Source organism: Streptomyces altiplanensis (assembly GCF_053591575.1).
Genome location: NZ_JBSFUB010000059.1, coordinates 21,027 through 43,921, shown reverse-complemented (window position 1 = coordinate 43,921; position 22,895 = coordinate 21,027). Strand labels below are relative to the sequence as shown.

Genomic DNA, 22,895 nt, shown 5'->3' with positions numbered 1-22,895 from the left:
AGACGCTGGGCGCGGCCCTCGCCTCCAGCTCCATCCCGGCCGCGGCCCCGCGCGGCGGCCGCGGCCACCGCGGACGGAGGGATCCGCTTCCGGGTGGACATCGACGGAGCGCCCAAGGGGCGCCCGGAGCTGCTGCTCAGGCTGCGCAAGGACCCGGACAAGCGCACCGTGCGGCTCCCGTTGTCCCCCGCCGGGGAGGCCACCCTGGAGCGGGCCGCGCACACGCTCGCCGAGGGCCGCTGGGACGTCTACCTCACCCCGGTCCAGGGCAAGGACCGGCGCGTGGCCGCCCGTACCGTCGAACAGGCACGGCTGCTCTCCCTGCCGCTCCAGGTCCGCGAAGGCACCGCCTCGGCGTGGATCCCCTACACCACCGAGGAGGGCAACCTCAGCGTCCGGACCTGGCTGCGCGAGAGGCACGCCGAGGTGGAGAGCGTCCACGTCGCCGACCAGGCCGTGCACATCACCGGGCGCCTCCACGGCTTCGAGGCCGGCCCGGACGCCACGGTGGTGGCCACCCCCCGGAACGGGACGGCCGACGGCTTCGGCCGGCCGCTCACCCTCCTGCCCGGCAACCGGTTCGCCTGCACGCTCCCCTACCCCGAAGCCCTGGCCCGCCACACCGGCGAGCACACCATGTGGGACCTCTTCCTGCACCCGGCGGACCACGAGCCCCCGGTGCGGCTGTCCCGCATCACCGGAGACACCGTCCACCGCAAGAAGACCGACGTCCTGCCCGCCACCGAGACCCGCCGCCCCGGACCGGAGACGGTGCGGCTGCGCCCCTACTTCACCATCAACAACGACCTCGCCCTCAGCGCCCGCACCCTCCCCCCGGAGACCGCCGCGCAGGCGGCGCCCCCCGCCGGCGACGCGCGCTGAGCCGAACGCACGGACGCGTCCGCCCCGCTCCCGCACCCGCGTTCAAGCCGCCGTGGCCGCCGCGAACTGCGAGGCGTGCAGCCGGGCGTACGCGCCGTCCGCCGCCAGGAGTTCGTCGTGCGTGCCCTGCTCGACGATCGCGCCGTCCTCCATCACCAGGATCACGTCCGCGTCGCGGATCGTGGAGAGCCGGTGGGCGATGACGAAGGAGGTGCGGCCCGTGCGCAGGGAGTTCATCGCGCGCTGGATGAGGACCTCGGTGCGGGTGTCCACCGAGCTGGTCGCCTCGTCCAGGATCAGGATGGAGGGTTCGGTGAGGAACGCGCGGGCGATCGTGAGGAGTTGCTTCTCGCCCGCGCTGAGGTTCGCGCCCTCCTCGTCGATCACCGTGTCGTACCCGTCGGGCAGGGTGCGGACGAAGCGGTCGGCGTGCGTCGCCATCGCCGCCTCGACGACCCGCTCGCGCGGCACGTCTCCGGCGACGCCGTACGCGATGTTGTCGGCGATCGTGCCGCCGAACAGCCAGGTGTCCTGGAGGACCATGCCGATGCCGGACCGCAGGTCCTCGCGGGTCATGGCGGCGATGTCGGTGCCGTCGAGGGTGATCCGGCCGCCCGTCACCTCGTAGAAGCGCATGAGGAGGTTGACCAGGGTGGTCTTGCCCGCGCCCGTCGGGCCGACGATGGCGACCGTCTGGCCGGGTTCGACCTTCAGGGTCAGGTTCTCGATGAGGGGCTTGGCCGGCTCGTAGCGGAAGGCGACGTTCTCGAAGGCGACCCTGCCGGTGGGACGGGTGGGAGGAACGGGGCGGGCAGGACGGGCGGGGTCCCGGGGTGAGGCCGGCGCCGCCGGCTCCTCCTCGGCGTCGAGGAGGTCGAAGACGCGCTCGGCCGACGCGACGCCCGACTGGAGGAGGTTCGCCATCGCCGCGACCTGCGTGATCGGGCCGTTGAATTCGTACGAGTACTGGATGAAGGCCTGGACGTCGCCGATGGAGAGGGACCCGGAGGCGACCCGCAGGCCGCCGACCACCGCGATCAGGACGTAGTTGAGGTTGCCGACGAAGGACATCGCGGGCTGGATGACGCCCGAGACGAACTGGGCCTTGAAGCTGGACGCGTACAGCTCCTCGTTGTGCTCGTCGAAGGTACGGACCGCCTCCTTGCGGCGGCCGAAGACCTTCACCAGCGCGTGGCCCGTGTACATCTCCTCGATGTGGCCGTTGAGCCTGCCGGTGACCGCCCACTGCCTGACGAACTGCGGCTGGGCGCGCTTGCCGATCAGTACGGCCCCGAGCACCGACACCGGCACGGTCGCCAGCACCACCAGCGCCAGCAGCGGCGAGATCCAGAACATCATCACCAGGACGCCCACGATGGTCAGCAGCGCCCGCACCATCTGGCTGAAGGCCTGCTGCATGGTCTGCGTGATGTTGTCGATGTCGTTGGTGGTGCGGGAGAGGACTTCGCCGCGCGGCTGCTTGTCGAAGTACGCGAGGGGCAGCCGCGCCAGCTTCGTCTCGGCCCGCTCGCGCAACCGGTGACCGACGCGCTGCACGACCACCATGGCCAGCCGCATCTGCACCCAGGTGAAGGCGGCGGACCCGGCGGTCACCGCGAGGACGAGGGCCAGGGCCTCCCCCACCGCCCGGAAGTCGATGCCGCCCGGCCCGGTGGCGCCGGCCACGACGAGGTCGGTGGCGTGGCCGAGGATCTTGGGGCCCAGTACGGCGAGGGCGACGGCCGCGACACCCGCCGCGAGGAGGACCAGGAGCCGGAGGCGCTCGGGGGCCGTCATGCGCAGCAGACGGAGGCCGGACGCCCGGAAGTCCAGGGAGCGTTCGAGGGGCGGGGCGGCGGGCGTGCCGGGTATGCCCCGCTGCGGGGCCGGGCCCCTGCGCTCGGGGACGGCGGAAGCGGTACGGACCGTACTCATGCGGCTTCCTCCTCGGAGATCTGGGAGAGGACGATCTCCCGGTAGGTGTGGTTGTCCCGCATGAGCTGCTGGTGGGTGCCGGTGCCGACGACCCGGCCCTCGTCGAGTACGACGATCCGGTCGGCGTCCCGGACGGTGGACACGCGCTGGGCGACGATGACGACGGTGGCGCCTGCGGTCTCCCGGGCGAGCGCGGCCCGCAGCGCGGCGTCGGTGGCGTAGTCGAGGGCCGAGAAGGAGTCGTCGAAGAGGTAGATGCCGGGTTTGACGACCAGCGCCCTGGCGATGGCGACGCGCTGGCGCTGGCCTCCGGAGAAGTTGCCGCCGCCCTGGGCCACGGGCGCGTCCAGGCCCTCGGGCAGGGCCTCGACGAACCCCTTGGCCTGCGCGGTCTCCAGGGCGTGCCACAGCTCTTCGTCGGTGGCGTCGGGGTTCCCGTACCGCAGATTGGAGGCGATCGTTCCGGAGAAGAGGTACGGCTTCTGCGGTACGAGGCCGACCGTGCGGGACAGCACCTCGGGGTCGAGGTCCCGTACGTCGACGCCGCCCACCCGCACCTCGCCGCCCGTCGCGTCGAACAGTCTGGGGACGAGGCCGAGCAGGGTCGTCTTCCCACTGCCGGTGGAGCCGATGATCGCGGTCGTACGGCCGGGGAGGGCCGTCAGGTCGATGCCGCGCAGGACCGGTTCCTCCGCCCCCGGGTAGCTGAAGTCGGCGCCGCGGATGTCGAGCCTGCCGCGCGCCTTCCCGCTGAGGGCGGTGACCGGTGCGGCGGGCGGGACGACGCTGGGCTCGGTGGTGAGGACTTCCCTGACGCGTTCGGCGCTGACGGCGGCGCGCGGCACCTGCATCATCAGGAAGGTCGTCATCATGACGGCCATCAGGATCTGCATCAGGTAGCTGAGGAAGGCGATGAGCGAGCCGATCTGGAGCTCGCCCGAGCCGATGCGGTGTCCGCCGACCCAGATGACGGCCACGGTCGCCAGCTCCCAGACCAGGATGACGGCGGGCATCGTCAGCGCCATCAGGCGGCCGGCCCGCAGGGCGACGCCCATCAGTTCGGCGTTGGCATCGGCGTAACGGCGCTGCTCGTGCTCGTCCTTCACGAAGGCGCGGATGACGCGGATGCCGGTGATCTGCTCCCGCATCATCCGGTTGACCTGGTCGACGCGCTTCTGCATGGACCGGAAGAGGGGCGGCATGCGGCGGATGATCAGGCCGACGACCCCGGCGAGCAGCGGGACGAAGAGCAGCAGCAGGGCGGCGAGCGGGACGTCCTGGCCGACGGCCATCGCGATGCCGCCGACGCACATGAGGGGCGCGGCGACCAGCATGGTCAGGCCGAGCACCGTCAGCATCTGGATCTGCTGCACGTCGTTGGTGGTGCGGGTGATGAGGGACGAGGCGCCGAAGCGGCCCACTTCCCGTACGGAGAAGTCCTGCACCCGGGAGAAGACGGCGCGGCGCAGGTCCCGGCCGACCCCCATCGCGACGCGGGCGCCGAAGAAGACGGCGGTCGCGGCGGCGAGGATCTGGAGGAGGGTGACGGCGAGCATGACACCGCCGGTGGACAGGACGTAACCGGTGTCACCGGTGAGGACGCCGTTGTTGATGATGTCGGCGTTGAGGGTGGGCAGGTAGAGGGTGGCGAGGATCTGGACGAGCTGGAGTACGACGACCAGGGCGATGGTCCGCGCGTAAGGGCGCAGCTGGGTGCGCAGCAGCCGGATCAGCATGGCGTGCCCGCACCCTCAGCCGGTGTACGGACGGAGGGCCTTGGCGTCGCGCAGGGCGTGGGCCCACCAGGTGAGCTGGTTGAGCAGGGCCTTGGCGGCGGTGTTGGCGGCGGCCGGGTCCTTGTGCTGCCCGTCCTCGTCGAACTGGCCCCAGGGTCCGTGGAAGCTGACGGTCTCGCGGATGGTGGTGGCGTGCATCTCGGCGAAGACCTGGCGCAGCTGCTCGACGGCGCGCAGGCCGCCCGACATCCCGCCGTAGGAGACGAAGCCGACGGGCTTGGCGTGCCATTCGCTGCCGTGCCAGTCGATGAGGTTCTTGAGGGCGGCGGGGAAGGAGTGGTTGTACTCGGGGGTGAGGACGACGAAGGCGTCGGCGGCGGCGAGGCGCGGGGAGACCTGGGCGAGGACGGCCCTGGTCTCGTCGGACGGGTTGTGGGAGAGGGCGGTCGGCAGGTCGATGCCGGCCAGGTCGATCACATCGATGTCGAGGTCGTCGTGCTCGGCGGCCCGGGAGACGAACCAGTCGGCGATGACGGGGGCGAAGCGGCCCTCGCGGTTGCTCGCCACGATGACGGCGACGCGCAGCGGACGCCCGGAGGCGGGGGCCGCGGCGGCGACGAGGGGGCTGACCTGGGCGGATTCATGCGTCGTGATGTCCATGCGCAAAGACTCGTACGTCAAGTGAGGTTGAGGTCAAGCTCCTCTTGCCACCGTGTTCCGGCTCGGCCGCGTCGCCTCCGCCCCAGCGGCCGGCCTGCCGGACACGGGCACGGGCACGGGCATGGCCCCCGCCGCCCGTCGGCCGATCGAGGACTGAGCACCCCCCTACGGTGAACACATGACCACACCCACCCCTCCCACCCCTCCCACCACGCCCGCCGCGTCTCCCACGCCTCCCACGTCCGCCGCGCCTCACATCGAGATCGACGGCCGCAGGGCCGCCACGGCGGACGACCTCCTCGTCCCCACCCTGTACGGCGGTTACGCGCACTTCACCGCGATGCAGGTCAGGGACGGCCGGGTGCGCGGACTCCCCCTGCACCTCGCGCGGCTCGACGCCGCCACCCAGGAGGTGTTCGGCGCCGGACTCGACGGGGAGCTGGTGCGCGAGCGGGTGCGGCACGCGCTCGACGGGGCCGGGGTCCGGGACGGCGCGGTGCGGGTGTACGTGTTCTGGGCCCCCGAGGCAAAGGCCGCCACCCTGATGGTCACCGTCCGGCCGCCCGTCACCATGCCTCCGGCACCGCAGGCTCTGATGTCCGTCCCGTACGAGCGTCCCTTCCCGCACATCAAGCACCTGGGCGGCTTCGCCCAGACCCACTACGGCCGGATCGCGCGGCGCGCGGGCTTCGACGACGCGCTGCTGACCGGCCCGGGCGGGGTGGTCGCGGAGGGTGCGATCACCAACGTCGCCTTCCACGACGGCACTTCGGTCGTCTGGCCCGACGCGCCGTCGCTGCACGGCATCACCATGGCCCTGCTCGAAACCCGGCTTCCGGAGTCCGGCGGCCTGCCGTCGGTACGGGGACCGGTGACGCTGGACGGCCTCGCCGGTTACCGGGCCGTGTTCGTCACGAACTCGCAGGGCATCGCACCGGTGCGGCGTATCGACGACGTGGAGTTCGCGGTCGACGAGGAGCTGATGAAGACGGTCGTGTCGGTGTACGAGGCGACGCCCTGGGACCGCGTCTGAGGGCCGGTCCGCTCGGCCGGTGGGCGCCGCTCGGCCGGTGAGCACGGTCTGCCGGTGGGCACCGGCCGGCGGGCGCGGACCGGTGTGCGGCGCCCCCGTCACCCGTTCGGGGCGCGGCGCGGGACGGGCCCCCGGCCTCCCGCCGCCCCGGCTCTGACCTGGGCGAACGCTCCGCATGCACGACGTGGCACGCGGGGCGGGACAGTTGATCTGACCCGTCGTCAGCAGGCGCCGGGCGCGTACCGCCGGTTATCTCGGAGGCAGTGCCGTACCCACGCGTCCGGGAGGATCACCATGCGCCCTGCACTTCTGCTGGCCGGCACCGTGCTGGCGGCCGCCGTGTCCGGCCTCGGCGCAGGTCCGGCGTACGCCGGGAACGACGCTCCGGAGCACACGCTGGAGGTGTATCCGGCGAGCGCGGGCCCCGGCACCACCATCACGGTGAACACCACCGCCTGCGGTTCCGGCAGCGGCGGCACGGGCGACGCCAACGCCCTGGAGGCGGGCGACTTCCCTCTCCGGCCCGCCACGCACAAGGAGGTCGTCACCGGGGAGTTCGAGATCCCGGCGGACGCCCTGCCCGGGAGCTACGACATCGCGGTGGCCTGCGACAACGGCAACACCGCCCAGGGGTCCCTGACCGTGACCGCGGGGTCCACTCCCGCCCCCGTGCACCCCACGCACCCCGCACACCCCCCGGCCCACCGGCCCGCCCACCCCGAGGGCCACGTCAAGACCGGCGTCGGCGGGTCCGCCGGCTCGGACACCACCCAGATCGCGGCGGGTGCGGCCGTGCTGGCCGCGACCGCCGTCGGCGGTACCTGGCTCCTGCGTCGCCGGGCGAGCGGCACGCGGGACAGCTGACGGGCCGGCCTCTGCTGCCGCCCGTACCGCCGGAGTTCCGCGTGCCTCCGCCCCGACCCCGAGCCGGGCGGGGGCACGCGGGACGTGCACCCCGGCGGGCCGACGACTTCGGACTGGAGGGCGATCACCGATGACAGACCGGCGCACGAAGGGCGGGCTCGTCGCCATCGCCGTCTGCACCGGGCTGTGGCTGATCCAGAACGGCGCCGAAGGGCAGGACCCGCCCCAGCCGTCGCCCGCCGAGGCGTTCGCCGCCGGGTCCCCCCGGCATGTCGCGAGCGGCGCGGCCCCGTCGGCAGAACCGCTGCGGCCCTCCGAGCCCGTACGGATCCGGATACCCGCCGTCCGGGTGGACGCCCCCGTCATGCGCCTGGGCCTGGGCCCCGACGACAGTCTCGACGTACCGCCGGCCGCGAACCGCAATGTCGCCGGCTGGTACAAGGACGGCACCCCTCCGGGCGCCGAGGGCGCGTCGGTCGTCGTCGGGCACGTCGACAACGCGCGGGGGCCGGCCGTCTTCTACCACCTCGGTGCGCTGAAGAAGGGCCACACCGTCGAGGTGGACCGCCGGGACGGGAGCACCGCCGTCTTCACGATCGACGCCATCGAGGTGTACGACAACGAGGACTTCCCCGAGCAGCGGGTGTACGGGGCCTCCGGGCGCGCCGAACTGCGGGTGATCACCTGCGGCGGCGCCTACTCGGAGGAGACCGGCTACGAGGGGAACGTGGTGGCGTACGCGCACCTCACGGCGGTGCGCTGAGCCTGCCCCAGCGCCCCCAGTGCCCTCAGTGCCCCCAGCTCCCTAGGTCCACTGGTCGAACGCCAGCTTCGCGACCAGCGAGAAGACCACCACCAGCAGCACCCCGCGCACGAACTCGCTGCCCTTCCTGAGCGCCATCCGCGCGCCCGCCATCGCACCCGCCAGGTTGAAGAGCGCCATGAGCGCGGCGAGCTGCCACAGCACCGTTCCCTGGTACGCGAACATCGCGAGCGCGCCGGCGTTGGTGCAGACGTTGACGATCTTGGCGTTGGCGGAGGCGGTGACCAGGTCGAGGTGGAGCACGGCGGTCAGGGCCAGCACCAGGAACGTACCGGTGCCGGGTCCGAAGAGGCCGTCGTAGAAGCCGATGCCGCCGCCGACGAGGACGATCGCGGTGACCGTACGGGCCCGGGTGACCGGCGCCTTCGCCCCGTCGGCGGCGGCGCGGCCGAAGGAGGGGCGCAGGAGCACGAAGGCCGCTACGGCGAGCAGCACCACCATGATGACCGGGCGCAGTACGTCGCTGCTGATCCCGGCGGCGAAGAACGCGCCCAGCATGGAGCCGGCGAGGGCCGTGAGCCCGATCCGTACCGCCGTCCCCACCTTCACCGGCGCCTTGCGGAGGTACGTCACGGCCGCGCCCGATGTGCCGACGATGGCCACCGCCTTGTTGGTGCCGAGGATATGCGCGGCGGGTACGTGCGGCAGGCCGAGGAGCAGGGCCGGCAGGAGCAGCAGCCCTCCCCCGCCCACCACCGCGTCGATCCAGCCGGCCGCGGCCGCGGCGAGACACAGGACAACAAGCGTGGTCAGCGATATGTCGGGCATGATCGCGACCTTAAGGGAGGGGCGGGTGCGGCGCCCGCCCATCCCCGCAGAGTTGAGTGACATCTGAGGTTCCGGCGGAGGGCGCCCGGCCGGGGGCGGCCGGAGCCGCCGGCGTCTGCCTGTGGTGTCCACGCGTCCGGGCAGCCGGGCGCGCGGGCACGGTTCGACGGCGCCCGTACGGAAGCCCGGGCTTCGGTCCACCCCCGTCCCCGGCCGGCCCCCCAGTCCCTCACAGCGGGGGGCGAGGTGCGCTGAGCGCAGTGTTCCCCCCGGGAAACAGGCGGGATGCGGCCGGGTAACACCGCCCCCGCAGGCTGCGGTCATGAGCAAGGACATCGTGGTGATCGGCGGCGGGACGGCAGGTGCCCGGCTGGCCCGGCAGCTGACCCGCCGGCCACTCCCGGCGGCCGGGCCGGCAGGACCGGCAGGGCCGGCGGGGGGAGCCGCGCCGGCGGTCACCGTCATCGGCGAGGAGGAGCACGCCCCGTACAACAGGGTGCTGCTCGCCGAGGTCCTCGCCGGGCGCTACGGCCCCGACGTCATCGCGCTGCCCGGGACTCCGGTGCGGCGCGGAGTGCGGGTGGTCCGCATCGACCGCGCCGAGCGCGTGGTGCAGTGCGACGACGGCAGCGTCGTCCCGTACGGCACGCTGGTCCTCGCGACCGGCTCGAACCCGGTCCTGCCGCCGTTGCGCGGCCTCGGCGCCGAGCTCCCCGACGGTGTCCATCCCTTCCGTACGCTGGACGACTGCCTGGCACTCGCCGCCGCCGTACGCACCGGCACCCGCGCCGTCGTCATCGGCGGCGGCCTCCTCGGCGTCTCGGCGGCCCGGGCGCTCGCGGAACGCGGCGCCCAGGTCGTACTGGCCCAACAGGGCGAACACCTCATGCAGCGCCACCTCGACCCGGCCGCGAGCGAGCTGCTGCGCGACCACCTGGAAGCACTGGGCGTCGAGGTCCACACGGAGTGCCGGGTACGCGGCCTGCGCTGCGAGGCCGGGACCGTGCGGGCCGTCGAACTCGCCGACGGCTACGCCCTCGAAGCGGACCTCGTCGTCCTGGCCTGCGGTGTACGCCCCCGGGTCGGCCTCGCGCAGGCCGCGGGCCTGGAGGTGCGGCACGGCATCGTCGTGGACGACGAGCTGCGCACCTCGGACCCGCACATCCGCGCCATCGGCGACTGCGCCGAGCACGACGGCCGCGTCTACGGTCTCGCGGGCCCCGCCCTCGAACAGGCCGACATCCTGGCCGCGCTGCTGCTGTCCTCCCACCCGGCCGCACCGCCCGCCACCCCGCCGGCCGACCACGCCGTCGCCACAACGACAGCGACAGCGACAGCGACAGCCACAGCCACAGCCGGGCCCGCGATCTCCGTCCCCGGCCCCGCCGGCGGTCCCCCGCCCCGCTACACCGGCACCCGGGCCCTCACCCGTCTCACCCTCAGCGGCAGCAGCAACGGCACCACCGGCACCGACGCCCCCACTGCCACTGCCACTGCCGCCTTCGCCGCCACCGGGCCGCTCGACCTCGCCGCCTTCGGGGAGACCAACCCCCTCCCCGGCGACGACGTCGTCCGTCTCACCGACGCGACCCGTGGCGCGTACCGCAAAGTCGTCGTTCGCGGGGACCGGCTGATCGGCGGAATCCTCCTGGGCGATCTCGGCGCCGTCGGCGAGCTCGCCCGTACCTGGGAGGGCGACGAACCGCTCCCCTCCACCCCGTTGTTCCATCTGCTTGGAGGCGCCTGAGATGTCCACACCCCCCACGATCGTGGTCGTCGGCCACGGCATGGTCGGCCAGCGCTTCCTGGAAGCCCTCGCGGAGCGGGGCGTGACCGGCAGGTCCCGCGTCGTCGTCCTGTGCGAAGAGCCGCGCCCCGCGTACGACCGGGTCCAGCTCACCTCGTACTTCTCGGGCCGCACCCCGGACGAACTCGCGCTCGGCGAGCCGGACTTCATGGACCGGCACGGCATCGAGCTGCACCTCGACGACCCGGCGACGGCCATCGACCGTGAGACGCGCACCGTCACCTCGCGCGCCGGTCGGACCTTCGTGTACGACACGCTCGTCCTCGCCACCGGTTCGTACCCCTTCGTACCCCCCGTTCCCGGGAAGGACGCGGAAGGCTGCTTCGTCTACCGCACCATCGAGGACCTCCTGGCGATCGAGGCGTACGCGAAAACAGCGCGCACGGGAGCGGTCGTCGGCGGCGGGCTGCTGGGCCTGGAGGCGGCGGGCGCGCTGAGCGGTCTCGGGCTCGCCACGCACGTGGTGGAGTTCGCCCCCCGGCTGATGCCCGTCCAGGTCGACGAGGGCGGCGGCGCGGCCCTTCTCCGTACGATCGAGAACATGGGGCTGACGGTCCACACGGGCGTCGGCACCCAGGCCGTCACCACCGACGCCGCCGGAGTCGTCAACGGCATGTCGCTCTCGGACGGTTCGACGCTGGAGACGGACCTCGTCGTCTTCTCGGCGGGCGTGCGGCCGCGCGACCAGCTCGCGAGGGACTGCGGCCTGTCGGTCGGCGAGCGGGGCGGCATCGCGGTCGACGAGCAGTGCCGTACGTCCGACCCCGCCGTCTTCGCGATCGGTGAGTGCGCGCTGGCGTCGGACGGCCGGGTGTACGGCCTGGTGGCGCCCGGTTACGAGATGGCGGAGACCGCCGCCGAAACGATCGCGGGAACGGCCGGAGAGACGGCCAGGGCGTTCACCGGTGCGGACATGTCCACCAAGCTCAAGCTCCTCGGCGTGGACGTGGCGTCCTTCGGCGACGCGCACGGCCACGCGGAGGGCTGCCTGGACGTCACGTACTCCGACTCGCGCTCCGGTGTCTACAAGAAGCTGGTGATCAGCCCGGACGGCGCGCTCCTCGGCGGCGTCCTGGTCGGCGACGCCGACGCGTACGCGATGCTGCGGCCGCTCACCGGTTCCGTACCGCCCGTCGCGCCGGAACAGCTGATCGCGCCGGCCGGCAGCGGCCAGGTCACCCTCGGCCCGTCCGCCCTCCCCGACGACGCGGTCGTCTGCAACTGCCACAACGTCACCAAGGGCGCGGTGACCGCCTGCTCGTCGCTCCCCGAGGTGAAGAAGTGCACCAAGGCGGGCACGGGCTGCGGCAGCTGCGTGAAGCTCATCGGCCAGCTGCTCCCCCAGACCGGCGACAAGGGCCTGTGCGGCTGCTTCCCGCACACGCGCTCCGAGCTGTACGAGATCGTCCGCACCCTGCGGATCACCTCGTACGCCGAGCTTCTCGACTCGCACGGCCGCGAGGCGGCCCGCGGCGGCGACGGCTGCGAGATCTGCAAGCCGACGGTCGGCTCCATCCTGGCCAGCCTCAGCAGCGGTTACATCCTGGACGGCGAGCAGGCCGCCCTCCAGGACACCAACGACCACTTCCTCGCCAACATGCAGCGCAACGGCTCGTACTCGATCGTGCCGCGCATCCCGGGCGGCGAGGTCACCCCCGAGAAGCTGATCGTGATCGGTGAGGTGGCCCGCGACTTCGGTCTCTACACGAAGATCACGGGTGGCCAGCGCATCGACCTCTTCGGCGCCCGCGTGGACCAGCTCCCCCTGATCTGGACGCGTCTGGTCGACGCCGGCTTCGAGTCGGGTCACGCCTACGGCAAGGCCCTCAGGACGGTGAAGTCCTGTGTGGGGCAGACGTGGTGCCGGTACGGCGTCCAGGACAGCGTCCGGATGGCCATCGACCTGGAGCTGCGCTACCGGGGCCTGCGCGCCCCGCACAAGCTGAAGTCGGCGGTCTCGGGGTGCGCGCGCGAGTGCGCCGAGGCGCAGTCCAAGGACTTCGGCGTGATCGCCACCGCGAACGGCTGGAACCTCTACGTCGGCGGCAACGGCGGCGCGACCCCGCGTCACGCCGATCTCCTCGCCCAGGACCTGTCGGACGCGGAACTCGTCCGCCTCATCGACCGGTTCCTGATGTTCTACATCCGTACCGCGGACCGCCTGGAGCGCACCTCCACCTGGCTGGAGCGCCTGGAGGGCGGCCTGGACCACCTCAGGGACGTGGTCGTCCACGACTCCCTCGGCATCTGCGAACAGCTGGAAGCCCTGATGGCCGATCACGTCTCCGGCTACCGCGACGAATGGGCCGAGACGATCAACGACCCCGAGCGGCTGTCCCGCTTCGTGTCCTTCGTCAACGCGCCCGACGCGCCGGACCCGTCCGTACGGTTCGTCCCCGAGCGCGACCAGATGAAGCCGGACCTGACCATTCTCACCCTCGAAGGGACCCGTGCCGGATGACCCTGCAACTGCGCATCGAAGACTCCTGGTTCACCGCCTGCGACCTGTCGGCCCTCACACCCGGGCGCGGCGTGGCGGCCCTGCTCCCCGACGGCCGTCAGGCGGCGCTGTTCACGGACCGCGCGGGACGCCCGTACGCCATCGACAACCGCGACCCCTTCTCCGGCGCCCAGGTGCTGTCCCGCGGCCTGACGGGGTCCGCGAACGGCCGCCCCTTCGTCGCGTCGCCTCTGCTCAAGCAGCGCTTCGACCTGGAGACGGGGCACTGTCTGGACGACGAGTCGGTCACGGTGCAGACGTTCGCCGTCCGCATCCAAGCCAGTTGACCGATCGTTCCAATAAGGCTACGGTCCATGACGTGGCCAGGACCAAGGAATTCGATCCCGACGCCGCGCTGCAGGCAGCTCTGGAGCTGTTCTGGCGGCGCGGCTACGAAGCGACGTCCATGGCGGACCTCGTCGAACACCTCGGCATCGGGCGTGCCAGCATCTACGCCACCTTCGGCAACAAGCACGAGCTCTACCTGAAGGCCCTCGACCGGTACGCCGCCTCCCACAACCCGCGCCTGCTCGGCGAGCTCTCCCAGCCGGGCCCCGCACTGCCGGCCGTGCGGGCGCTGCTGCGCCGGTTCGCCAGCGAGTCCGCCTCCGGCGAGAAGCGGCTGACCGGCTGTTTCATCACCAACACGGCCGCCGAGCTGGCCCCGCACGACGACTCGGCGGCCCGCCGGGTGGAGGTGAACTGGGAGCACCTGGAGACCCTGCTGCACTCCGCGCTCGTACGGGCGCGGGCCCAGGGCGAGCTGCCCGAGGACCGCGATCCGCGGGCGCTCGCCCGCATGCTGCTCGTGCTGATGCAGGGGCTGCGGGTGGTCGGCAAGGCGTCCAGCGACCCGGCCAGGGTGCGGGACGCGGCCGAGCAGGCGCTGGCGCTCCTCGACTGAGCCGCGCGATCCGTTTTCGAGACGCCCCCGAGGGCGTCTCTTTTTACACCCTCATAACAGAACGCTCGTTCCAATAAAAGGACGGACAGACCATGACTGCTCGCTTCTCCGGCAAGACCGCCCTCGTCACCGGGGCAGGCTCGGGCATCGGCCGCTCCCTCGCGCTCGCCTTCGCCCGCGAAGGGGCGAACGTCGTCGCGGCGGGGCGCGGCGCCGCGCCCCTCGACGAGACCGTCGCACTGGTGCGGCAGGCGGGCGGCAGCGCGGTCGCGGTGACCGCCGACGTCAGCCGCTCCGAAGACGTCAGGGCGCTCGTCCGCGAGAGCGTCGAGCGCTTCGGCAGCCTCGACGTCGCCGTCAACAACGCCGGCGTCTTCCGGGGCGGCGGCCCCGTCGCCGAGCTGTCCGAGGACGACTGGCGCACACTCCTCGACGTCAACGTCACGGGCGTATTCCTGTCCATGCAGGCCGAGATCGACGTGATGCGCACCCAGGAAGGCGGCGGCGCGATCGTCAACATCTCCTCCAACCTCGGCGCCCACCTGCGCATCCCCGGCGTCGCCGGTTACCTCGCCTCCAAGGCCGCCGTCTCCGCGCTGACCCGCGCGGCCGCCCTCGACCACGTCCAGGACGGAGTCCGGATCAACGCGGTCAGCCCGGGCGCCACCGCCACCGCCATGTCGCTGCGGCCCGGCGAGAGCGAAGCGGAGCGAGCCGTCCGCATGAAGGACGAGTCGCCGCTCGGCCGGGTCTCGACGACCGACGAGGTCGCCGCCGCCGTGCTGTACCTGGCCTCCGCCGACGCCGCTTCCGTCGTCGGAAGCGACCTCGTCATCGACGGAGGCGCCTCCGCCTGACGGCCTCCCGGCCGCATGCGGCAGCGGGGCGCGGTGAGCGATCCGCCGCTCAGCCCTGGCCCTCGACTGCCGACGGGTCCATCCAGATGACCTCCCAGGTGTGCCCGTCGGGGTCCTGGAAGGAACGGCCGTACATGAAGCCGTGGTCCTGGGGCTCGTTCGCGGGGGAACCACCGGACGCGAGGGCCGTGTCGGCCAGCTCGTCGACCTTCTCCCGGCTGTCGGCGCTGAGCGCGAGCAGGACCTCCGTGGTCCGGCTCGTGTCCGCGATCTCCTTCTTCGTGAACTCCTTGAAGCGCGGCTCGGCGAGCAGCATGGCGAAGATCGTGTCGCTGATCACCAGGCAGGCGGTCTGGTCGTCACTGAACTGCGGGTTGAAGGAGAACCCGAGCTTGCCGAAGAAGGACTTCGTGGTGTCGAGGTTCTTCACCGGCAGGTTCACAAAGATCATCTGAGGCATGAGCCGTGCTCTCTCTTCTCTCGTCGGCGGCGCGCTGCCGCCATGGTGCCGTCGTTGCCATGTGCAGGGGTAGACCCGGGCCCCGCGCGAAACTCATCGCTCGAACGGAAAGTCGCGGAGAAAAAATCGAGGGACACCGAGGGACACCGAGGGACACCGAGGGACTACGCGCGGAGCTCTTCCGCCGCGTCCGCGACCCGGCCGATCAGCCGCAGCAGCGTCTCCTGCTCCCCCTCGTCGAGGGGGGCGAGGAACACCCGGTTCATCCGGGTCGTCCGGGTGACCAGCCTGCGGTGCACCGCCGCACCCTCGTCCGTCAGCCTGAGTACGCTGCGCCGGCCGTCCTGCGGGTCGCGCCCCCGCTCCAGCAGGCCGCGCCGGCCGAGACGCGCCACCAGGTCCGCGATGGTCGAGCGGTCGAGGTGGACATGCCCGCTCAGGGTGCGCTGGTCGATGTCCGGCTTCTCCGCCAGCGCGTTGAGCACGGCGAACTGCGGCGACGTGGTCTCCTCCGAGACCATCGTGGTCCACAGCAGGGTGTGCGCCTGCTGCAACCGCCGGGCGAGGTGCCCGGGGTGGGTGCTCAGATCGACCGCAGCCATGCGGGCCTCCTGCAATCGCGGGTGATGCTCTGTGTACTGAGCCATTGACGTGGGCGTAACTCGGTGGAATTGTACGGCCTCGACGAGAAATTAGTCAGTACACTGAGCAACTCGCGGAGTGACGATGGCCGACATACGCAGCCTGCACGACGCCGTGGCGGACCTCATCCACGACGGGGACACCCTCGCCATGGAGGGCTTCACCCACCTGATCCCGTACGCCGCGGCGCACGAGGTCGTACGCCAGGGCATCACCGACCTGACCCTCGCCCGGATGACTCCGGACGTCATCTACGACCAGCTGATCGGCGCCGGTCTGGTGAAGAAACTGATCTTCTCCTGGGGCGGCAACCCGGGCGTAGGCTCCCTGCACCGCTTCCGCGACGCCGTCGAGAACGGCTGGCCCCGCCCCCTGGAGCTCGACGAGCACAGCCACGCCGGCATGGCCAACCGTTACGTCGCGGGTGCCTCACGCCTGCCGTTCGCCGTACTGCGCGGTTACCGCGGCTCCGACCTCGCCACCCGTACGGACACGGTCTCCTCCGTCACCTGCCCGTTCACCGGCGAGGAGCTGGCCGCCGTCGCCGCGCTCAACCCCGACGTCACGGTCATCCACGCCCAGCAGGCCGACCGCGACGGCAACGTCCAGCTGTGGGGCCTGACCGGTGTGCAGAAGGAGGCGGCGCTGGCCGCCGACCGGGTGCTGGTGACGGTCGAGGAGATCGTCGACGAGCTGACGCCCCGGCCCGGCGGCGTGGTCCTGCCCACCTGGGTCGTCGACGCGGTCGCGGTGGTGCCGGGCGGCGCCCACCCGTCGTACGCCACCGGATACACCGTGCGCGACAACGCCTTCTACCAGGCGTGGGACCCGATCGCCCGGGACCGCGGCACGTTCACGCGGTGGCTGGACACGCACGTGCGAACCGACACCGTACGAACCGAAGGGGCTGCCGTCCGATGACGACGACCGAGGACTCCACCGTCTTCACCGACTTCACCCGCGACGAGCTGATGGAGGTCAACGCCGCCCGCGCGCTGGCCGGGGCGCGGACCTGCTTCGTCGGCATCGGACTGCCGTCCACCGCCGCCAACCTCGCCCGCCACACCGTCAACCCCGGTCTCGTGCTGATCTACGAGTCCGGAACGATCGGCTCCAAGCCGACCCGGCTGCCGCTCTCCATCGGCGACGGCGAACTGGCCGAGACCGCCGACGCGGTGGTGCCCGTGCCCGAGATGTTCAACTACTGGCTCCAGGGCGGCCGGATCGACGTCGGCTTCCTCGGCGCGGCCCAGGTCGACCGTTTCGCCAACATCAACACGACGGTCGTGGACCGGGGCCCCGACAAGCCGGAGGGCCGGCTCCCGGGCGCGGGCGGCGCACCCGAGATCGCGTCGAACTGCGGCAAGGTGCTGATGGTGCTGCGCCACTCCACCCGCAACTTCGTGCGCAGGCTCGACTTCGTCACCACGCTCGGCCACGGCTCCGGCCCCGGTGACCGCAAGGAGCTGGGCATGCCGGGCGCGGGCCCGGTCGCCGTCATCACCGACCTCGGGATCCTGCGCCCCGACCCGGCCACCGCCGAGCTCGTCCTCACCGAACTGCACCCCGGCGTCACCGTCGAACAGGTACGGGCCGCCACCGGCTGGGAGCTGAGGACCGCCGGCGCGGTCGGGGTCACCGAGCCCCCGTCACCCGCCGAACTGGCCGCGCTGCGCGCCCTCAAGTCCGCAGGAGAGTCCGCAGAAAGGGACGACGCCCGATGACACCGCCGCCCCCTCTCACGCAGTCCGACATCGACGGCGAGCTCGCCGGGATCCGAACCGGTTACGAGAAGGCCCGCGCGGCCGGGGCCCCGGCCGCGCACCACCCGCCGCGCGACTTCCCCCCGTACCGCAGCAGCCTCCTGCGCCACCCGAAGCAGCCGCTGGTGGCCGTCGACGGGGACCCCGAGACCGTCGAGCTCTCCGGCCCCGTCTTCGGCCACACCGACGTCACCGAACTCGACCACGACCTGACCCGGCAGCACGCGGGCGAGCCGCTCGGCGAGCGCATCACCGTCTCCGGGCGGCTGCTCGACAGCGCGGGCCGGCCGGTGCGCGGCCAGCTCGTCGAGCTGTGGCAGGCCAACGCCTCCGGCCGGTACGCCCACCAGCGCGACCAGCACCCGGCGCCCCTGGACCCCAACTTCACGGGTGTGGGACGGGTTCTGACGGGCGACGACGGCTCGTACAGCTTCACCACCATCAAGCCGGGCGCCTACCCGTGGCGCAACCACGAGAACGCGTGGCGCCCCGCCCACATCCACTTCTCGCTCTTCGGCTCGGCCTTCACGCAGCGCCTGGTCACCCAGATGTACTTCCCGGGCGACCCGCTCTTCGCGTACGACCCGATCCTCCAGTCGGTGACGGACGAGGCGGCGCGCGCCCGGCTCGTCGCCGCGTACGACCACTCCCTCTCCCGCCCCGAACAGTCGCTGGGCTACCGCTGGGACATCGTCCTCGACGGCCCGTCCGCCACCTGGATCGAGGAAGGCCGCTGATGCCGTCCCTGCCGCCCACCCCTTCGCACACCGTCGGCCCCTTCTACGGATACGCCCTGCCGTTCCCGGGGGGCGGCGACATCGCCCCCGCGGGACATCCCGACGCGCTGACGCTCCACGGATACGTCTACGACGGCGCCGGGGAACCGGTCCCGGACGCGATCGTCGAGTTCTGGCAGGCGGGACCGGACGGTTCGCTGGCCGGCGCTCCGGGATCGATGCGCCGGGATCCGGTGACCGGCGGTTTCCTCGGCCGCAACGGCGTGGACTTCACGGGCTTCGGCCGGGTCCCGACGGACGCGGACGGCCACTACACCGTCCGTACCCTCCCCCCGGGCGCCCCTTCCCGCGTCCCGTACATCAGCGTGTGCGTGTTCGCGCGCGGCCTGACCCACCACCTCTTCACCCGCGCGTACCTGGCGGACGGACCGGACGCGCTGCTCGCCTCGCTGGCTCCCGAGCGCCGCGCGACACTGATCGCCCCGCCCGAACCGGACCGCGACCGCACCCACCGCTTCGACATCCGCCTCCAGGGCGAGGAAGAGACGGTCTTCCTTGACTTCGGCTGAGACCTCTCCCGACCACGGCCTCCTCTCCCCCGTACGAGCGGGAACGGCGGCGGAAGCGGCGACCGGTGACGTGGCCCTCCTCCAGGCGATGCTGGACGCGGAGGCGGCCCTGACCCGGGCGCAGGGCCCCGTCTGGGCGGGCGAGGCGGTCACGGCGGCGGCGCGGGCCGACCGCTTCGACGTACGCGACCTGGCGCTGCGGGCCAGGTCCGGCGGCAACCCGGTGATCCCGCTGGTGGCCGACCTGACGGCGGCGGTAGGCCCGGAAGCGGCGCCGTACGTGCACCGGGGGGCGACGAGCCAGGACATCGTCGACACGGCGATGATGCTGGTGGCCGCGCGCACGCTCCCCCTCGTCACGGCCGACCTGACCCGTACGGCGGCGGCCCTCGCCACCCTCGCGGCGGAACACCGGGACACCCCCATGCCGGGCCGCACCCTGACCCAGCACGCGGTCCCCACCACCTTCGGCCTGAAGGCGGCGGGCTGGCGAAGCCTCGCCCTCGACGCACACGCCCGCCTGCGAGCCCTCTCCCTCCCCGCACAACTCGGCGGAGCGGCAGGCACGCTGGCCGCCTTCGGCCACACGGCCGCCGGTGGCGCCCTCACGGTGGCGGGAGGGGACGCGCCGGGGCGCTCCCCGCAGGGCGTCGAACGCGACCACCCCGAAGAAATCCCCGTGCCCGAACGTTCGGCGCCCGAGGAGGCGCCCCGGCACGTCACCGACCCCGAAGCCCCCCTGCCCGAGCCCACCCCCGCCCCCGGAGCCGGCCCCGCCCTGGCCCTCCTCACCGCCTACGCCGCCGAACTGGACCTCGCCGCGCCCGCCCTCCCCTGGCACACCCTCCGCACCCCCGTCGCCGACCTCGCCACCGCCCTCGCCTTCACCTGCGCCGCCCTCGGCAAACTGGCCACGGACGTCCTCACCCTCTCCCGCACCGAAATCGCCGAGCTCTCCGAAGGCACCGGCGGCGGCTCCTCGGCCATGCCCCACAAGGCCAACCCGGTCCACTCCACCCTGATCGCCTCCGCCGCCCAGCAGGCCCCGGCCCTGGCCTCCGCCCTCCTCGCCTCCTTCGCGTCCGCCGGGGACGAGCGCCCCGCGGGCGCCTGGCACGCCGAATGGCAGCCCCTGCGCGAGCTCCTGCGCCTGGCCGGCGGCGCGGCCGCCCACGCGGCCGAACTGACGGAGAACCTCCGCGTCCACCCCCACCGCATGCGCGAGAACCTCGGCCTCACCCACGGCCTGATCGTCAGCGAACGCATCGCCGCGGCCCTGGCCCCCGTCCTCGGCCGGGCCCGCGCCAAGGAACTCCTCACCGAGGCCGCGCGGCGCACAGCCGCGGAAGGCATCTCCCTGGCCGAGGCCCTCTCGGGCACTCTCCCGACGGACCAGTCGGCCGAACTCACCGACCCCACGCACTACACCGGTTCCGCGGCGGCCCTGGTGGACCGCGCCCTGGAACGAAAGCCGGAGCACCCCCATGCCTGACACCCACGCCCTTCCCCACCTGCGCCTGGACGGCCCGGAGTCCGGAACTCCCCTGATCCTCGGCCCCTCCCTGGGCACCTCCCTCGCCGTCTGGGAGCCCCAGCTCGCCGCCCTGGCCCGCACCCACCGCGTCCTGCGCTGGGACCTCCCGGGCCACGGCTCCACCCCCGCCGGCCTGATCCCGCTGGACGGCACCGCGACCGTCGCCGACCTCGCGGCGCTCGTGCTGCGGGCGGCCGACGCGCAGGGCTGGACGTCGTTCGCGTACGCCGGTGTCTCCATCGGCGGCGCCGTCGGACTCCACCTGGCGACGCACCGCCCCGAGCGGATCTCCTCCCTCGCCGTGGTCTGCTCGTCGGCGCGGTTCGGCGACCCCGCCGCGTGGCACGAACGCGCCGGCCTCGTACGCACCCGGGGCACCGGGGCCATGGCGGCGAGCCGTCCGGGCACCTGGTTCGCGCCCGCCTTCGCCGCGGCGCCGGTCGCCCGCGCCCTCGTCGACGACCTGCGGGCCGCCGACCCGGCCGGTTACGCCGCCTGCTGCGACGCCCTCGCGGCGTACGACCTGCGCGGCGCGCTCCCCACGGTCACCGCACCGACCCTGGTCGTCGCCGGCCGCGACGACCCGGCCACGCCGCCCGCGCACGCCCGCGAGATCGCCGACGCGATCCCGGGGGCGAGCCTGCTGGAAGTCGCCGGCGCGGCCCATCTGGCGGGCGTGGAGAAGCCGGAGGCGGTGACCGCCGCCCTGCTCGCCCACTTCGCCCCGGACCCGCCGCCCGCGGCCACCGACGCGTCCCGCCACGCGGCGGGCATGCGGGTCCGCAGGGCGGTCCTGGGGCCGGCCCACGTAAACCGCGCGACCGACCGTACGACGCCGTTCACGGCCCGCTTCCAGGACTTCATCACGCGGTACGCCTGGGGCGAGATCTGGACCAGCGATATCCTGGACCGGCGCACCCGCAGCTGCGTCACACTCACCGCACTCGTCGCCCACGGCCACGAGGCGGAGCTGGCGATGCATGTACGGGCCGCGCTGACCAACGGTCTGACCAGGGAAGAAATCGGCGAGGTCCTGCTCCAGACGGCGGTGTACTGCGGAGTCCCGGCGGCGAACTCGGCGTTCGCGGTGGCGCAGGGCGTCTTCGACGGCCTCGACCGCGCCTCCGACTCCGACTCCGACGACTGATCATCTCCCGCTCACCGGTTGTTGATGCACTGTCAATTCGAGAGCCTTACGTTCCGAGGTCACAGTCCCGGTACCACCCCACCCTGGAGTGACACATGGAACGTCGTAGCTTCCTGCGCGGCGCTGTCATCGGCACCTCCGTCGCCGCCTTCGGCGGCACCCTCTGGCGCGGCGCCGCGTACGCCGACCCCGCGCAGCCCGGCACCGGCCCCTACGGGGCGCTGCGCTCCCCCGACGCCAACGGCCTGCGCCTGCCGTCCGGTTTCACCAGCCGCGTCATCGCCCGCTCCGGCCAGAAGGTCGGTTCCACCGCGTACACCTGGCACAACGCGCCGGACGGCGGCGCCTGCTACGCGGACGGCACCGGCTGGATCTACGTCTCCAACTCCGAGATCAACCCCTCCGGCGGCGCGGGCGCGGTCCGCTTCTCCTCGACGGGCGCGATCACCGGCGCGTACCGCATCCTGTCCTCCACCCGCCAGAACTGCGCGGGCGGCACGACCCCGTGGAACACCTGGCTGTCCTGCGAGGAGGTCGACCGCGGGTACGTCTACGAGACCGACCCGTGGGGCGTGAAGGCCGCCGTACGCCGTGACGCGATGGGCCGCTTCAAGCACGAGGCCGCCGCGGCCGACCCCGTACGCAGGACGATCTACCTCACCGAGGACGTCACCGACGGCTGCTTCTACCGCTTCACGCCCACCACCTGGGGCGACCTGTCGGCAGGCAGGCTCGAAGTCCTGAAGATGGGCTCGGGCACGTCCGGACCGGTCACCTGGGCCACCGTCCCCGACCCGAGCGGCGCCACGACCGCCACCCGCAACCAGGTCTCGGGCGCCAAGCGCTTCACGGGCGGCGAGGGCTGCTACTACGCCGACGACACGTGCTGGTTCACCACCAAGGGCGACAACCGCGTCTGGCGGTACAACGCGGCGGCGCAGACCATCGAGCTCGCCTACGACGACTCGTTGGTGAGCGGCACCGCCCCGCTGACGGGCGTCGACAACGTCACCGGCACCTCCTCCGGCGACCTGTTCGTCGCGGAGGACGGCGGCACCATGGAGATCTGCGTGATCACGCCGGACGACGTCGTCGCGCCCTTCCTGCGGATCGACGGGCAGTCGGGATCGGAGATCACGGGGCCGGCGTTCTCACCGGACGGCAAGCGCCTGTACTTCTCCAGCCAGCGCGGCACGAGCGGCAGCTCCTCGGGCGGCATCACGTACGAGGTGACGGGCCCCTTCCGCAGCTGACGGCCCCGGACGGGCCGGCCG

General features: G+C 72.7%; 22 protein-coding genes. 16 read left to right on the top strand and 6 right to left on the bottom strand.

The window, feature by feature from the left end:
* The first annotated feature begins 93 nt into the window (after positions 1–93).
* Complete coding sequence (locus ACWD0Y_RS23715; RefSeq protein ID WP_450262324.1) at positions 94–882, top strand: hypothetical protein; 789 nt, start codon at positions 94–96, stop codon at positions 880–882.
* 42 nt (positions 883–924) lie between these two features.
* Here the strand turns inward: ACWD0Y_RS23715 and ACWD0Y_RS23710 are convergent, their stop codons facing one another.
* From ACWD0Y_RS23710 to ACWD0Y_RS23700, 3 genes are read right to left on the bottom strand one after another with little or no spacing between them, the layout of a single operon-like run.
* Positions 925–2,817 carry an ABC transporter ATP-binding protein gene (locus tag ACWD0Y_RS23710; RefSeq protein WP_450262323.1) on the bottom strand — a complete coding sequence of 631 codons (1,893 nt, stop codon included), beginning with the start codon at positions 2,815–2,817 and terminating at the stop codon, positions 925–927.
* Positions 2,814–4,553 (bottom strand): ABC transporter ATP-binding protein, encoded by a 1,740-nt coding sequence (locus tag ACWD0Y_RS23705; RefSeq protein ID WP_450262322.1) that lies wholly within the window; start codon positions 4,551–4,553, stop codon positions 2,814–2,816. Before ACWD0Y_RS23705 ends, ACWD0Y_RS23710 begins: the two co-directional genes overlap by 4 nt.
* A gap of 15 nt (positions 4,554–4,568) precedes the next feature.
* The gene (locus ACWD0Y_RS23700; RefSeq protein WP_450262321.1) at positions 4,569–5,213 is read right to left on the bottom strand and encodes an NADPH-dependent FMN reductase; all 645 of its coding nucleotides are present in this window, start codon (positions 5,211–5,213) and stop codon (positions 4,569–4,571) included.
* A gap of 178 nt (positions 5,214–5,391) precedes the next feature.
* On the opposite strand from ACWD0Y_RS23700, the gene ACWD0Y_RS23695 reads away from it, so the two are divergent.
* The 3 genes from ACWD0Y_RS23695 to ACWD0Y_RS23685 all read left to right on the top strand — a co-directional run bounded on the left by ACWD0Y_RS23695 (position 5,392) and on the right by ACWD0Y_RS23685 (position 7,873).
* Entirely contained in the window at positions 5,392–6,246 is an 855-nt protein-coding gene (locus tag ACWD0Y_RS23695) for an aminotransferase class IV (protein ID WP_450262320.1), read from the top strand.
* Positions 6,247–6,540: 294 nt separating this feature from the next.
* Positions 6,541–7,110: a hypothetical protein gene (locus tag ACWD0Y_RS23690; RefSeq protein WP_450262319.1), complete on the top strand. Its 570-nt coding sequence runs from the start codon at positions 6,541–6,543 to the stop codon at positions 7,108–7,110.
* Positions 7,111–7,240: 130 nt separating this feature from the next.
* Positions 7,241–7,873, top strand: coding sequence for a class F sortase (locus ACWD0Y_RS23685; RefSeq protein ID WP_450262318.1), 633 nt, complete (start codon positions 7,241–7,243; stop codon positions 7,871–7,873).
* 42 nt (positions 7,874–7,915) lie between these two features.
* On the opposite strand, the gene ACWD0Y_RS23680 is transcribed toward ACWD0Y_RS23685, so the two are convergent.
* Positions 7,916–8,701, bottom strand: coding sequence for a sulfite exporter TauE/SafE family protein (locus ACWD0Y_RS23680; protein ID WP_450262317.1), 786 nt, complete (start codon positions 8,699–8,701; stop codon positions 7,916–7,918).
* A 322-nt stretch (positions 8,702–9,023) separates the two neighbouring features.
* Here ACWD0Y_RS23680 and ACWD0Y_RS23675 point away from each other — a divergent pair, with 322 nt between their 5' ends.
* From ACWD0Y_RS23675 to ACWD0Y_RS23655, 5 genes are all read left to right on the top strand, one after another.
* Complete coding sequence (locus tag ACWD0Y_RS23675) at positions 9,024–10,448, top strand: NAD(P)/FAD-dependent oxidoreductase (protein WP_450262316.1); 1,425 nt, start codon at positions 9,024–9,026, stop codon at positions 10,446–10,448.
* Between the two features lies 1 nt (position 10,449).
* Positions 10,450–12,969, top strand: coding sequence for a nitrite reductase large subunit NirB (gene nirB, locus ACWD0Y_RS23670; protein ID WP_450262315.1), 2,520 nt, complete (start codon positions 10,450–10,452; stop codon positions 12,967–12,969).
* Positions 12,966–13,295, top strand: coding sequence for a nitrite reductase small subunit NirD (gene nirD / locus ACWD0Y_RS23665; RefSeq protein ID WP_450262314.1), 330 nt, complete (start codon positions 12,966–12,968; stop codon positions 13,293–13,295). Before nirB ends, nirD begins: the two co-directional genes overlap by 4 nt.
* 32 nt (positions 13,296–13,327) lie before the next feature.
* Positions 13,328–13,912, top strand: a complete 585-nt coding sequence (locus ACWD0Y_RS23660; RefSeq protein ID WP_450262313.1) for a TetR/AcrR family transcriptional regulator — start codon at positions 13,328–13,330, stop codon at positions 13,910–13,912.
* 92 nt (positions 13,913–14,004) lie between these two features.
* Entirely contained in the window at positions 14,005–14,769 is a 765-nt protein-coding gene (locus ACWD0Y_RS23655; RefSeq protein ID WP_450262312.1) for an SDR family NAD(P)-dependent oxidoreductase, read from the top strand.
* 49 nt (positions 14,770–14,818) lie between these two features.
* On the opposite strand, the gene ACWD0Y_RS23650 is transcribed toward ACWD0Y_RS23655, so the two are convergent.
* Both ACWD0Y_RS23650 and ACWD0Y_RS23645 read right to left on the bottom strand, forming a co-directional pair.
* Entirely contained in the window at positions 14,819–15,229 is a 411-nt protein-coding gene (locus ACWD0Y_RS23650) for a VOC family protein (RefSeq protein ID WP_450262311.1), read from the bottom strand.
* A 164-nt stretch (positions 15,230–15,393) separates the two neighbouring features.
* Positions 15,394–15,831 (bottom strand): MarR family winged helix-turn-helix transcriptional regulator, encoded by a 438-nt coding sequence (locus ACWD0Y_RS23645; protein ID WP_450262310.1) that lies wholly within the window; start codon positions 15,829–15,831, stop codon positions 15,394–15,396.
* Positions 15,832–15,955: 124 nt separating this feature from the next.
* Between ACWD0Y_RS23645 and ACWD0Y_RS23640 the strand changes: the two genes are divergently transcribed.
* The 7 genes from ACWD0Y_RS23640 (at position 15,956) to ACWD0Y_RS23610 (ending at position 22,874) form a co-directional block, all read left to right on the top strand.
* On the top strand, positions 15,956–16,792 hold the full coding sequence (locus ACWD0Y_RS23640; protein WP_450262309.1) for a CoA transferase subunit A: 837 nt from the start codon (positions 15,956–15,958) through the stop codon (positions 16,790–16,792).
* Positions 16,789–17,595 carry a CoA-transferase subunit beta gene (locus tag ACWD0Y_RS23635; protein WP_450262308.1) on the top strand — a complete coding sequence of 269 codons (807 nt, stop codon included), beginning with the start codon at positions 16,789–16,791 and terminating at the stop codon, positions 17,593–17,595. Before ACWD0Y_RS23640 ends, ACWD0Y_RS23635 begins: the two co-directional genes overlap by 4 nt.
* Positions 17,592–18,371 (top strand): protocatechuate 3,4-dioxygenase subunit beta, encoded by a 780-nt coding sequence (pcaH, locus tag ACWD0Y_RS23630; RefSeq protein WP_450262307.1) that lies wholly within the window; start codon positions 17,592–17,594, stop codon positions 18,369–18,371. Before ACWD0Y_RS23635 ends, pcaH begins: the two co-directional genes overlap by 4 nt.
* A complete protein-coding gene (gene pcaG / locus ACWD0Y_RS23625; RefSeq protein ID WP_450262306.1) occupies positions 18,371–18,940 on the top strand; it encodes a protocatechuate 3,4-dioxygenase subunit alpha in 570 nt (189 codons plus the stop codon). The genes pcaH and pcaG overlap by 1 nt, the downstream gene beginning before the upstream one ends.
* Complete coding sequence (locus tag ACWD0Y_RS23620) at positions 18,927–20,432, top strand: lyase family protein (RefSeq protein ID WP_450262305.1); 1,506 nt, start codon at positions 18,927–18,929, stop codon at positions 20,430–20,432. Before pcaG ends, ACWD0Y_RS23620 begins: the two co-directional genes overlap by 14 nt.
* Complete coding sequence (gene pcaDC / locus ACWD0Y_RS23615) at positions 20,425–21,621, top strand: bifunctional 3-oxoadipate enol-lactonase/4-carboxymuconolactone decarboxylase PcaDC (RefSeq protein WP_450262304.1); 1,197 nt, start codon at positions 20,425–20,427, stop codon at positions 21,619–21,621. Before ACWD0Y_RS23620 ends, pcaDC begins: the two co-directional genes overlap by 8 nt.
* Before the next feature lie 95 nt (positions 21,622–21,716).
* Positions 21,717–22,874 carry an alkaline phosphatase PhoX gene (locus ACWD0Y_RS23610; protein ID WP_450262303.1) on the top strand — a complete coding sequence of 386 codons (1,158 nt, stop codon included), beginning with the start codon at positions 21,717–21,719 and terminating at the stop codon, positions 22,872–22,874.
* The last annotated feature ends 21 nt before the right edge of the window (positions 22,875–22,895 follow it).